The sequence below is a fragment of the Streptomyces sp. NL15-2K genome, from assembly GCF_030551255.1.
In the GTDB taxonomy this organism is placed as follows: domain Bacteria; phylum Actinomycetota; class Actinomycetes; order Streptomycetales; family Streptomycetaceae; genus Streptomyces.
This window is the reverse complement of sequence record NZ_CP130630.1, coordinates 23,712-36,816: the sequence shown is the minus strand read 5'-3', so window position 1 is coordinate 36,816 and position 13,105 is coordinate 23,712. Positions and strand designations below refer to the sequence as shown.

Genomic DNA, 13,105 nt, shown 5'->3' with positions numbered 1-13,105 from the left:
ACAGAAACGTTCACTTCCCTCATCGAGGTCTGAGAGCGCGCATGCCCGTCTGTGGCGGACACTCCGCCACAGACAGCTCAAGATCTCGCCCTGGTCCTCGCTAGACGAATAAGTCCGATGTATTCAGTGATCGAATGCGACCAGCGACCGCGTGCTCGGGGGCGCCGGTCTTGTGGTTGCGCCAGATAGCGGCGGCCATGGCCTGGAGCACTTCGCGTTCGTCGAGTTTCGGGTTCGCCAGCGCCCACAGGATCGCTCCCGAGCCCACGGAAGCTGACGTCGAGGTCGTCGACGTCCTGTCTGACGACGTCGACCCGTGGAACGCCGCACTCTGGTCGAGCGAGAGCAGCAGGACTACTCGGCACCTGGGTCGTGCTGGACATCAAGCCCCACGGCGGCCAGGCCGCATACGTGTCGGGGCTGCACCAGCAGCTGTCAGACATCGTCAACGGCTTCCCGCCCGTACTCCCGGCTCGGGGTTAGCACCACCTCTTCCCCCAGGCACTTCCACCCTCAAGCAATCACCCATGCTGGGCGCACACACGGAAGGGGTTTGACGACGGCCGTCGTCAAACCCCTTCCGTGTGTGCGCGGGCGGTCGGCAATTCCGGTCGCGCGGTAGCGTCGATGGGATATTCTGTCCGGGATTTCGCGCGGCAGGTTCTCTGCCGCCCCGCTCGGCGCGCTCGGCGTCGACACGCACCGCGTGCCCTGCCCGGAAGGAGGCGAGAGACATGGACCGTGCCGAATGCGTTGCGGCCATAGTTGCCTCCGGCCGTGTGCCCTCCCTCCTCTGCGGCGCGCGGTAACTCTTCCCCCTTCTTGTTTCTTGTCTTCGGCATCTTCCTGAGATGCCGCGTCACGAGATGTGCTGGCCTGCGCGGTTCGTCGCCGCGCGGGTCGCGGGGGCGCGTGCCCGAAGACGGGCCCTTCTTTTGCTGGTCACCGTGATCTCGGCACTCTCCGCCTCACGACCAGCAAGAGCGCCGGCGTGAGTGACACACAGCTGGTGAGGCAGGCCCCGGGTGCTGTCCGCGGTTCCCGCTGCCCCACCGCCATGCCGTGTCCCCGTGCTGCGTACACCGGCCCGTCGTCACCACTGCGACCGTCCCTGGCCGGCTGTCTCGACAGCACTTCGACACGAAACGTGCGTGATCGCCATGAGCAAGAAACGTCCCAGAGGGGAATCCCTCCCGTCCGCCCCTTCCACGGCCACCGACCGTTCCCCGGACCGCGAGGTTCCCGCCGCGACTCCGGCACCGGCACCGGATCCGAAGCGCTGGTGGGCGCTGGCCGTCATCGCCCTCGCCCAGCTGATGGTGATCCTTGACGGCACCATCGTGAACATCGCGCTGCCCTCCGCCCAGCGCGCTCTCGGCATGTCGGACGCCGACCGGCAGTGGGTGATCACCGCCTACACGCTGGCCTTCGGCGGGCCCCTGCTGCTCGGCGGCCGGATCGCCGATCTGGTGGGCCGCAAGCGCACCTTCGTCATCGGCCTGGCCGGGTTCGCCGCGGCCTCCGCGCTGGGCGGCGCGGCGGCCGGTCCCGGGATGCTGTTCGCGGCGCGGGCCCTGCAAGGTGCGTTCGCGGCGGTCCTGGCGCCGTCGGCCCTGTCGCTGCTGACGACGACGTTCACCGACCCCAAGGAGCGGGCCAGGGCGTTCGGGGTCTACGGTGCGCTGGCCGGCGGCGGCAGCGCGGTCGGGCTGATCGTGGGCGGTCTGTTGACCGAGTACCTGAACTGGCGCTGGTCCCTGTACGTCAACGTGCCCATCGCGCTGGCCGCCCTGCTCGGCGCACCGGCCTTCCTGCGCGACCGCTCCGGCCGCCGGGGCGGGCACCTGGACGTGCCGGGCGCACTGCTGGGCTGCGGCGGGCTCGTCGCCCTCGTGTACGGCTTCAGCGAGGCCGAACCTCGCGGCTGGACCAGTCCGTCGGTGCTCACGCTGCTCGTGGCCGGCGTGATCTTGCTCGCCGCCTTCGTGTGGTGGCAGAGCCGCGCGGCGAGCCCGCTGCTGCCGCTGCGCATCGTCAAGGACCGTGTCCGGGCCGGATCGCTCGCGACGATGGGCTTGGCCACCATCGGCATGTTCGGTGTCTTCCTGTTCCTGACGTACTACCTGCAGGTCGTCCTCGGCTACCCGCCGGTGCGGACGGGCCTGGCCTTCGTGCCGATTTCGGCCGGTATCGTCATCGGCGCGACCCAGATCGCGGCCCGCCTGCTGCCACGCACGGCGCCGCGCACCTTGATGTCGTCCGGCATGGTGCTGGCGGCCGCCGGCATGGTGCTGCTCAGCAGCCTGACCGTGCATGCGCAGTACGTCCCGCACGTGCTGCCCGCCCTGCTGCTGCTCGGTCTGGGCATGGGCCTGACCTTCATGCCGGTCTACGCGACGGCCACCGCCGGCGTGCCCGCGCAGGACGCCGGTGTGGCCTCGGCTGTCCTCAACACCCTTCAGCAGATGGGCGCTTCGCTGGGCACCGTACTGCTCAACACCATCGCCACCGGCGCCACCAGCCGTTACGTCCACTCGCACTTACACGATCCGGCCCACGGCGGCGCGACCCTCAACGAAGGCATGGTGCACGGCTTCTCCGTCGCCTACTGGTGCTCGGCGGGCGTCCTGCTGCTCGCCGCCCTGGTAGCGGGCCTCACCGTACGGCACAAGACGCCGAAGCACGCCGGAAGCGACGCACCGGCCTAGCGAGCCGGGGTCGTGTCCCGCCACCGTCCACCGCACCCCTCGAAGGATCCTCCATGAAACCCCTGACCGAGCACGACATCCGTACCTCGTTCGTCAACTGCTCGAAGGGCGAGGCCAAACGCCTCCCCCTGCCCAAGAACCTGGCGGACCTCGACCACTGGGCCGACCTGGACTTCCTGGGCTGGTTCGATCTGTCCGCGCCCGATCGCAGGTATCTCGTCGTCGAACGCGCCGATGAACTCTTACGCGCCGGACCTCAGAGGGCGTTTGAAGTAGGCAGATTGCCCTTGATGCCCTAGTGCGTTCCTCGCCTGGTGGGGGTGGTCTCGTCCGTTGTGCGCCTGGTGAGGTTGTCGACCGAAGCGATGTGGATCATTGTGTGAAGAACGAAGACCCGGACGCCCTGCTGACCGCACTGTACGTGAAGATCGACGACGAGTTGGAGGCGGAGCGATGGATGGGCTGCCCACCGCAGTTGAGCGATGCCGAGCTGGTCACGCTCGCGGTCGCGCAGGCGCTGCTCGGCTTCCGCTCCGAGGCCCGGTGGCTGCGGTTCGCCCGCAAGAACCTCGCCGCGATGTTCCCGTACCTGCCGCAGCAGTCCGGGTACAACAAGCGGCTCAGGGCCGGGTTGCCGCTGGTCAAGAAGGCGATACGGCTGCTCGCAACGGACACGGACTTCTGGTTCGACAACCACTGGATCGTGGACTCCACACCGGTGGAGTGCGGCCGCTCCCGGCCGACGGTGAAACGCTCGGAGATGGCCGGCTGGGCCGGATACGGGTACTGCGCCTCCCACACCCGCTTCTTCTGGGGGCTGCGCCTGTACCTCGTGTGCACGCCGACCGGGATGCCGATCCTGTGGGCGCTGGCGAACCCGAAACTCGACGAACGCGAAGTGCTCCAGGCCATGCTCGACGTCGATGAAGACCTGGTCGCCGACCGGCCCGGACTGCTGATCATCGCGGACAAGGGCTTCGCCTCCAAGGAGTTCGAGAATGACCTGGTCATGCGTGGGGCCGAACTGCTGCGGCCCTCGTTCAAGCGGGAGAAGAAGCGCAAGGGCGAGGGCCTGCTCAAGTCGGTGCGGCAGCTGATCGAGTCCGTGAACGACACCCTCAAGGGACAGTTGGACCTGGAGCAGCACGGCGGACGGACCTTCGAGGGCGTCGCCGTCCGTGTCGCCCAGCGCATCCTCGCCATGGCCGCCGCTATCTGGCGCAACCACAAGACCGGCGCCCCGAGCACGCGGTCGCTGGTCGCATTCGATCACTGAATACATCGGACTTATTCGTCTAGAAGATCACTGAAAATGTTGCGGGTTCTGGCCCCGGCCCGGTAGGGCCGGGGTCAGTCTTGTAGGCATGCAGGGGGAATGGGCCGGGGAGATGGTCGGGCCGGATGTGTGGGAGACCTGCCGGGAGTTGATCCCGGCCGGGAGCGTATTTGCGTTTCTGGCCGAGCACCGGGAGGCACTGTTCCCGCCGTCGATGTTCGCGGACATGTACCCGTCGTCCAACGGCCGTCCGAGTCTGCCGCCGCAGGTCCTGGCCGCCACCGTGGTGCTGCAGAGCCTGCAGGGGCTGTCGGACTTCGAGACGGTCCAGGAACTGCGGTGTGATCTGCGGTGGAAAGCGGCCTGTGGGCTGGGCTTGTACGACATGGCGTTCGATCCGTCGCTGCTGACGTACTTCAGGCGCCGGCTGCGCCACTCGGCCGAGCCGATGCGGATTTTCACCAAGGTCAAGGAGGTCGTGGCCGCGACCGGGGTGCTCAAGGGCAAGCAGCGGCGTGCTGTGGACTCCACCGTCCTCGATGACGCGGTGGCCACCCAGGACACCGTCACCCAGATCGTCTCCGCGATCCGCCGGGTGATCCGTGATGTCCCTGGAGCCCAGGAGGCCGCCGCGGAGCACTGCCGCGCGCACGACTACACCGACCCGGGCAAACCGAAGATCGCCTGGAACGACGAGCAGGCGCGCGCTGCGCTGGTGGATGCGCTGGTCACCGACGCCCTCAACCTGCTCGGGCGCCTGCCCGATCGTGAGCTGGGCGAGAAGGCCGCGAACGCGATGGGCCTGCTGGCCCTGGTCGCCGGGCAGGATGTGGAACCGGCCGAGGACTCCGACGGACGCGATGGCCGCTGGCGCATCGCCCGGCGCACCGCGCCCGACCGGACGGTGTCCACCGTCGATCCCGACGCCCGGCACATCCACAAAAACCGCACCCGCCACCAGGACGGATTCAAAGGACACGTCTCCTTCGAGCCGGAGAGCGGGCTGTTCACCGCCGTCGCTGTCACCGGCGGCTATGGTCCCGGCAACCACGAAGCGGCCGTTGCCCGTGATCTGCTGGACGGGGAGGACGGCGAGTTAACCGTGCTCGGCGACTCCGCCTACGGCACCGGCGAGCTGCGCGAACAGTTGCAGGCCGCGGGCCACACCCTGGTCATCAAGCCACCGCCGCTGCGGCAGGTGATCCCCGACGGCTTCACCATCGACGACTTCCGCATCGACCCAGCCGCCGGCACCGCGACCTGCCCAGCCGGACGAACCGCCAACCTCGGCCAGATCAAAGCCGACGGGGCCCGCACCGCCCAGTTCAAACGCCTCTGCGTCGGCTGCCCCCTGCGCGAGCGCTGCACCACATCCAAGACCGGACGCACCCTCAACATCCACCCCCAGCATGAACTGCTGACCGCCGCCCGCCGAGACGCCGCCGACCCGGCCTGGCAGGCCGAATACCGCAGATGGCGGCCCCCGGTCGAACGCGCCATCGCCTGGCTGGTCGCCAAGGGCAACCGACGCGTCCCGCACCGCGGCGTCATCGCCAACAACCTCTGGCTGCACCACCGCGCCGCCGCCCTCAACCTCCGCCGACTGATCAACCTCGGACTCACCCGGACCGGCACCACCTGGCACCTCACCCCGGCCACCACATAGCGAAAAGGGCCGCCCGGCCCACGGCCGGACAGCCCTCAACAAGATTTTCAGTGATCTTCTAGTCCTCGTCTGGTGCCGTCCTCTGCGCTGTGCCGACGTCTTCCTCGCTGCGAGCACGTTGGGCAGCGAGAGCGCGCAGATCACCGCTGGACCCCTGGCGCGGTCGGCTGTCGCTGCGCTGCCGGTGGGCGCGGAGGACCATACCGGCTACGACCGGGACTTGTTCAACCACTGGATCGATGCCGATCGTGACGGGTGCTCCACCCGGGCCGAGGTGCTGCTCGAAGAAGCCACGGTGGCGCCCGAGGTGACCGGCCGGTGCACCCTGCGCGGCGGCCAGTGGTACTCCTGGTACGACGACCAGTACGTCGACAACGCACGCAGCCTGGACATCGATCACCTGGTACCGCTGGCCGAAGCATGGGACTCGGGTGCCTCCCAGTGGACCAGCAAGCGGCGCGAAAACTATGCCAACGACCTCGGTGACGAGCGGGCCCTGGTCGCGGTGACAGCGCGGTCCAACCGGCAAAAGTCCGACCAGGACCCCCGCGAGTGGCTCCCGGACAATGCTGTTGTCTGCCGGTACGTGGCCGACTGGACGGCGGTCAAGCTCCGCTGGACCCTGACCGTTGACCCGGCTGAGCAGCAGACACTGACCGACCTTGCCGCTGGCTGCCCGAACAGTCCGGTGACCGTCACCCCCCGCCGACTGACCGGACCCTGGCCCTCGCGGCCGGAGAGGCCGGGAGTGAAGCGGTGGGCCAGTCCCGCCACGGGCGACGGGCCGCACGGAAGTCCCGTGAGGCCCGTCTTCGCATCGGGGGTGAGGTCGGCCAGCGGGTCCCTCGAAAGAGGGGCTGGTGGCAAGCAGCATCGGGGTAGACGTGCCGTCCTCGGCGGCATGCCCAGGTCGCCCCAGATCGCCTCGGGACAGACGATGCCGCAGTTCTGTGCGCCCCTGGTGCTTGTGAACCGCGGTTGCGCTTCCAGTGCCCACCTCACGGGCGGTTTGGCTTCCGGAGCAGGTCAGGGCCTGCGGCAGGGCAGTGACACTCGGATGGCTGCGGGGGGATGACCTGGCCATCGGGGGCGGGAACCGTCCGCATGCCTTCCGTTGACCAAGGGAGAAGCATGGCGAACGAGCTGAAGTACGGCGACCAGGTCCACCTGCAGAACGGCTACAACAGTTGGGCGGGCGGTTACCTGGACACCAACGGCCACAGCAGCGACGGCGGGGCGAAGTACGGGGTGTCGACGGCGGACTCGCCCACGCGAGGAGAGGGCACCGGAACCTGGCAGATCCTCTCCGCCGAGGGCAAAGCCGTGGGTGCCAACGTGGTCAGCGGGGACCTGGTCTACCTGCGGAACCTCTTCGGCGGTGACGGCGGCTACCTCGACACCAACGGGCACGCGACCGCCGACCAGCAGAACAGCGGCGGCAAGTACAACATCTCGACGTCCAAGGACCAGGATCGCGCCCTCGGTACCGGCCGCTGGCGCCTTTTCGTCCAGGCGTCCAGCCCCAGTGACCAGAACGTCCGGCCCGGCGACGTGATCCACTTGTGGAACACCTACGGCGACAACGGCGGCTTCCTGGAAACGAACGGACACGGAACCGCCGGCGGCAGCAAGTACGACGTGTGCACCAACGCCTACTACAACCGGGCCCAGAACGTCGGCGACTGGAAACTCCACCGCGCGTAAGCCGGCACCGGCAACGTCGCTTACCGCCGGGACCCGTCCGGCACCCCTCAAGGGCCCACGCCGAACCCGCCCTGGACCTCACGGACCAGGGCGGGTTCGCGACCTTCGGCCGGGAGGCACCGCCGTACGGGTGCCAGCACTGGGCGTCACATGACGCGCCAGCTGATGCGCGGCAGGACGTGGACTAGGGCCTGTGTGACGTTGTGATCAATCTTGCCGATCCGGATCCCTCTGGAAGGCAGATCCGGTAGGAAGACGATCGTGACGCGAAGGCAACTCACCGACGAGCAGTGGCAGTTGATCGAACCGTTCCTGCCGATAGGCGAGTGCGGTCCGTACCCTGAGCGGCTGCGTGAGCAGTTCGAGGGGGTGATCTGGCGGTTCCGCACCAGCAGTCAGTGGCGGGAAATGCCGGGCGGGTTCGGCCCGTGGCCGACGGTCTACGGCCGTTTCCGGGTCTGGCGGGACGCCGGCGTCTTCACCGCACTGCTGGAAGGTGTGATCGCTGAGGCCGCCCGCCAGGGGAAGACGGACTTGTCCCTGGTCAGCGTGGACTCCACCACCGCCCGGGCCCACCACGCCGCCGCCGGGATGTGCATCGGCAAGGAGGTCATGGACGCCCTGGAGGAAGCCGCCGCCGACCAGGAACGGGCCTGGCAAAAGGGGGCGGCCCGCCGGAACAGAACGGACAGGACGGAAGCGACACCCCCGGCCGGGAAGAGCGGCGGCACGTCAGGCGACGGCGCAAGCTCCGTCTGAAGGAAGCCCTGCTCGGCAGGTCCCGTGGCGGGCTGACGAGCAAGGTTCATCTCGCCGCGGACCGCAAGTGCCGTCCGTTGTCGTTCGTCCTGACCGCAGGACAGGCCGCCGACAGCCCGCAGTTCGTCCCCGTGCTGCAGAAGGTGCGGGTCCGTCTGCCTGTCGGCCGTCCCCGGACCCGGCCTGGCGCTGTCGCTGCGGACAAGGCCTACTCATCCCGCGCCAACCGTTCCTACTTGCGAAAACGCAACATCAAGGCCGTCATCCCGGAGAAGAGGGACCAGGCTGCCAACCGAAAGAAGAAAGGCAGCCGGGGCGGCCGGCCCACAGGTCACGACACCGGTCTCTACAAGGAGCGGAACACCGTCGAGCGCCTGATCAACAAGCTGAAGGCCTGGCGGGGCATCGCGACTCGATACGACAAGACGCCCGAGAGCTACCTCGCCGGCCTCTACCTCCGCGCCTCGATGATCTGGATCAACGATCTACTGAAGGCGACAGGTTGATCACAACGTCACACAGGCCCTAGGCCTGAACGCCGACGCCGTGGCCGACCACGCCAAAGCCAGCGCCACGGTGGTCAAGATCCTGCGCACACTCACCACGACCGTGCAGGGCCTGGCCGAACTACGTAACCAGCTCGGACTCGGACACGGGCGAACCGCCCCCAGCCCAGCACTGACCCGCCATGCCCGGCTGGCACTGAACAGCACCGTGACCGTGACGGAGTTCGTGCTCGACACCTGGCAAGACCGCATCGATCGAGGGAAACTCCCACCTCGCTCTCAATAGCCTCGCGCCCAGTGACGTCCGAGGCGGTGAGCTTAGCTCGCCTGCTCGTGCTGTTCGACGGGGACCGTCGCCACTCCTGGTAGCCGTGAGGCGGGGACGTGCGCGAGCGCAGCAGTTCCGGTCCAGGCCCCGCCACCGCTACTTGAGTCCGTGGGCGGCGGCGATGTGGGGGCAGTTGCGCGAGGAGCGTTTCGAGGCGGCTTTCGGGCCACAGGTCGATGTAAGGCGCTGTGCCCTCAGCGTTGTGGCGCTCAGCCCAGCTCACGGCGTCAGCGGTGAACCGGCCGCTTGTGGCGATCACAATTCCCCGTACGAGAGGTGGACTCCACAGCTTCCCTGCAGTGAGTGTCTCGACCACCGCAGCAGCATTCACCGACCGGCTGCGCCAGTGCTTGGCCTGGACGATGACCCGCTCAGTACGCACACCACCGGACCCGTCTCGAAGGACTCGGTCCAAGGAGAGATCGCGGCCGCGGTCGGGGGCGCGGGTCTGCATCAGCCACTGGACGTTCTCATGCTCGGGGATGCTGCGCAGAAGGTCGTAAAGGAGCCGCTCGAACCCGTCGTCGTCAAGTCGCTCCCAGGGCAGTGCGAGGGTGGCAGTGCCTGTGAGATGGCCGGAGGCGGCTTGTCCGAGATCAATGTCTGGGACGGGCAGCGGGTCACTGTCGCCCAGGGCCTTCGCTGTGATGTCAGCGCGCACGGCGGGCCAGTCGAATTCGACGATGTCATGCCAGTCGTGTCCCTGGCTGAACCGCATGTGCCTATGGAGGTCCCACCAGCGTCCGGTGTCTTCAGCGGCGTCACCCAAGAGCCTTGCGATCTCCCCAACGGCCGCCTCGATCTGCTCGGTCTGGTCGTTCTGCAGGACTGCAAGGGAGTCTCGTGCCACGCCTTTCAGGGCGAGGGGAAGCGCGGCGTCGACTGTGGAGAGGAGTTGCTCTAGACGGCCTCGGGCGGCGCGTCGGCGGGCGCGCTCGAGGCGATATCGGTACGCGGTGATGTCCGCGCCCGGCTTCTCGCCGGCGGCATGTACGGCGTCAGGCAGCTCGTCGATTTCGACGAAGTCGATGAAGGACTGCCCCATGGCGGCGATGTCTGGAAGAGGGGCGGTGATGGTCCAGCCGTCGATCGGCGGAAGGCCCGGAAGGAGGTCCGCCCAGACCATTGCGAGGTCTTCGTATGCAGGATGTGAACCGCGCTGCGGGCCGTCTGGGATGAACGGCCTTGCGCGCTCCCACACGCTCTCCAGCTTGCTCAGATTCGCCGCCGTTCGGTCCATGGCGCGGAGGAGTTCTTCCAGGTCCATGCGCACAGACTCGCACTCCACAGCGGGGACTGTCGGGAGTTCGTGCTCAGAGACAAGGGCAGGGCGGCTGAGGACACGGGGTAATCGTCGCCTTGTACCACCACCACCCCGAGAGCAGCGGCTTCTCCTTCGACAGCCCCGACCCGATCTGGGGCAACGGAGACGAGGCAGTCAGGCTCAGCGAACCCCGCTGAAGCACGGGTGCGATGGGGGTGGCCAGACCGTGCCGGCCGCCGCCGGGCCCGCAGAGTTCGCCCGGCTCAGTGGCCCGTCTGCGGAACTGGTGCGACAAAGGGGCGGCCGCCGCCCGGCCCGCCATGATCAAGGGCCAGGGGCCGCAAGGGCGCCCTGACGGCCCTGCGGGACGCCGCCATCCTGAAGACGGTCTACGCCTACGGCACCCGCCGCACCGAACGCTCCCCGCCCCGCGGGGCACACCGCTGACCCCGACTACACCCCCACCGCCGTGGCGACGCCGCCGACGTCCCCGGCCGGAAACGAGGACGACCAGGCGGTGGGGCTGCGCCAGGCCCACGAACACCACCTGCCGGAGATCACCCTCGCCGCGCTGCGCTACGCCCGTGCCAACGACCCCACCTTCCCCGGCTCGGTCGACAAGCGCGGCGCCGAACTCCTCTACCGCAGCGGCGATTTGATGCGCTGGGCACGCAACCGGCCCCGCGCAGCCATCGGCCGATGACGCTCCCGGAGCTGCTGCGCCTCACCGATCCCGGGCTGCGCGAGACGCTGGACGCGTTGCCCGCCTCCGTGGCGCTGATCGGCATCGGCACCGACGGGCAGCCAGCCTCCGCCGACCTGGACAACGAATCCCTGCACGTCCTGGGCTGCTCCGCCGGTGGCGGCGGCACCACGACGATCCTGCGCACCCTCACCCACCGCCCAGCTCCTACATTACGGTGTCCTCCCGACCCAATCGGCGTATTGCTGGGCGTAATCATTAGGGGCGTGGAAGCAGTCCAGGCTATACACCTTTGCTGGCCTGATAGAAGGAAGCGCTGTTGGTTCAGGTGGATTGAGCACCTGAACCGTGAGTACGACTTGGATACTGTCAAATGGGGGGCGGCGTCTTAGGGAATCCCATACACGCCGTCTCATGCATTTCCACATCATCCAGCGTAGGTTCTTAGGCTGGGTGATCCATTGCGCCGCTGCATATGTTGCAGCCGTATGCCCACCAGCAATGACGTAAACGTGATTAGTGTGATGCAAGGGGTCCAGTGTTCGGATAATGTATGCAGCGTCAAAAATTCCGACGGAGGTAAGAACTGGCGTGCCCAGTCTATCCTTAAGTGCCTTTGAGTCATGCCCAGAATCTGCGTGATCTTGGGGGGACAGAGGGGGGTCGAGCGCGGCGAGGGCGAGAAGGCAACGTTCAGTCACATTATCCTTCCCGCCGCCAATTGCAATAACGACCCTATTCCATTCCGTTAGTGGATTTTTGGGGTCTAGTGTCGTGTGAATGAAGTTCTTGGACGTTTGGGTGTGGCGTGTTCGAGGATTTCGTCAGCGGTCTTGGTCCAGGTGAACGGCTGGCAGCGGTCGTTGTAGGCGTCGATGTAGCGGCGGATGGCGTCGGTGAGGTCGGCGACCGAGGTGAAGGTGCCGCGGCGTATGGCCTGGCGCGTGATGATGCCGAAGAAGATTTCCACCAGGTTCAGCCACGAGCAGGAGGTCGGGGTGAAGTGCAGGGTGATCCGCGGGTTCTTCGCCAGCCACGCCTTCACGCGGGGGTGCTTGTGGGTGGCGTAGTTGTCGGCGACCACGTGCAGCTTCACCCTCGGGTGGGCCTTGGCGACCTGCTTGAGGAAGCGCAGGAACTCGTCGTTGCGGTGCCGGTCGTAGCAGGCGTCGGCGGTGATCTTCCCGGTGGCGACGTCCAGGGCGGCGAACAAGGTGGTGGTGCCGTGGCGGACGTAGTCGTGGGTGCGCCGCTCCGCCAGGCCCGGCCGGACCGGCAGCATCGGGGCGGTCCGGTCCAGCGCCTGGATCTGCGACTTCTCATCGACGCAGACCACCACCGCCTTCTCCGGCGGGGCCAGGTACAGCCCGACCACGTCGCGGACCTTGGCCTCCAGTTCCGGGTCGGTGGAGAACTTGAACGTCTCGCTCCGCCAGGGCTGGATCTTCCACTTGCGCCACACCTTGGCCACCGCGACGTTGGACAGGCGCAGTTCGGCGGCGAGCAGCCGGGAGGACCAGTGGGTCACGCCAAGTTTTTCCGGCGGGCCCTCCAGGGTCCGCACCACCACTTCGGCCTCGTCCACGGTGCCGGGCCGGCCCGAGCGAGGCCGGTCCTCCAGCCCGGACAGGCCGGCCGAGCGGTACCGGCCGCGCCAGGTCACCACCGTCTGCCGGGAGAGCTCAAGCCGCCGCGCGATCTCGGTGTTCGAAGTGCCTTCCGAGGCAAGGAGCACGATCCGGGCCCGCGTCACCAGCCCCGACGGGGACGACGGCGAGCGGACCCACGAACGCAGAACCTTACGGTCCGCATCGGACACGGCCAACGGCAGGGCGACAGGCATACGCCATTCAACCGCACCCCAGTTCATCGTCCAAGGACTTCATTCACACGACACTAGATAGAAATCATGCTTGAGTCTTGGGTGAATCCGCTTCAAGAATGACGTTACTGCAGCCACTGCAAGGGTGTCGCCTGCCGGGATGTAAGATTTGTGTTCGCTGAGATCATGGCGATAGAGGCTCGCGGACATCAAGACTTCACTCCCAGGCGGAAATCCCCAGAACCAGCGAGCTGGACTGGTGAGCCGTACGCGTGCCCAGAGTCTGCCAGCCACTACACCAAGCACGAAGATAATAAGCGCTGCAGTAACTTCGGTGATTACGTCTTTAAAGAAACTAAGCATTTCGTC

7 protein-coding genes and 3 pseudogenes are annotated in these 13,105 nt (G+C 67.3%); 8 read left to right on the top strand and 2 right to left on the bottom strand.

Features of this window, described 5'->3' with window-relative positions; translation table 11 throughout:
• Positions 1–1,160: 1,160 nt before the first annotated feature.
• The 7 genes and pseudogenes from Q4V64_RS00170 to Q4V64_RS00140 all read left to right on the top strand — a co-directional run bounded on the left by Q4V64_RS00170 (position 1,161) and on the right by Q4V64_RS00140 (position 8,619).
• Entirely contained in the window at positions 1,161–2,708 is a 1,548-nt protein-coding gene (locus Q4V64_RS00170) for an MFS transporter (RefSeq protein WP_172629610.1), read from the top strand.
• A gap of 53 nt (positions 2,709–2,761) precedes the next feature.
• Positions 2,762–2,941, top strand: a pseudogene (locus tag Q4V64_RS00165) (FBP domain-containing protein); the annotation flags it as partial.
• Positions 2,942–3,165: 224 nt separating this feature from the next.
• A complete protein-coding gene (locus Q4V64_RS00160; RefSeq protein WP_253267521.1) occupies positions 3,166–3,984 on the top strand; it encodes an IS982 family transposase in 819 nt (272 codons plus the stop codon).
• A gap of 88 nt (positions 3,985–4,072) precedes the next feature.
• Entirely contained in the window at positions 4,073–5,650 is a 1,578-nt protein-coding gene (locus Q4V64_RS00155) for an IS1182 family transposase (RefSeq protein WP_303708624.1), read from the top strand.
• Between the two features lie 118 nt (positions 5,651–5,768).
• A pseudogene (locus tag Q4V64_RS54600) lies at positions 5,769–6,344 on the top strand (HNH endonuclease family protein); the annotation flags it as partial.
• Positions 6,345–6,781: 437 nt separating this feature from the next.
• Positions 6,782–7,354, top strand: a complete 573-nt coding sequence (locus Q4V64_RS00145; protein ID WP_124445740.1) for a hypothetical protein — start codon at positions 6,782–6,784, stop codon at positions 7,352–7,354.
• Positions 7,355–7,615: 261 nt separating this feature from the next.
• A pseudogene (locus Q4V64_RS00140) lies at positions 7,616–8,619 on the top strand (IS5 family transposase).
• Between the two features lie 92 nt (positions 8,620–8,711).
• Here Q4V64_RS00140 and Q4V64_RS00135 read toward each other — a convergent pair.
• On the bottom strand, positions 8,712–10,214 hold the full coding sequence (locus tag Q4V64_RS00135; protein ID WP_216377763.1) for a restriction endonuclease: 1,503 nt from the start codon (positions 10,212–10,214) through the stop codon (positions 8,712–8,714).
• Between the two features lie 466 nt (positions 10,215–10,680).
• Between Q4V64_RS00135 and Q4V64_RS00130 the strand changes: the two genes are divergently transcribed.
• The gene (locus Q4V64_RS00130; RefSeq protein WP_253267565.1) at positions 10,681–10,914 is read left to right on the top strand and encodes a hypothetical protein; all 234 of its coding nucleotides are present in this window, start codon (positions 10,681–10,683) and stop codon (positions 10,912–10,914) included.
• Positions 10,915–11,680: 766 nt separating this feature from the next.
• On the opposite strand, the gene Q4V64_RS00125 is transcribed toward Q4V64_RS00130, so the two are convergent.
• Positions 11,681–12,757, bottom strand: a complete 1,077-nt coding sequence (locus Q4V64_RS00125; RefSeq protein ID WP_303708621.1) for an IS630 family transposase — start codon at positions 12,755–12,757, stop codon at positions 11,681–11,683.
• Positions 12,758–13,105 lie beyond the last annotated feature (348 nt).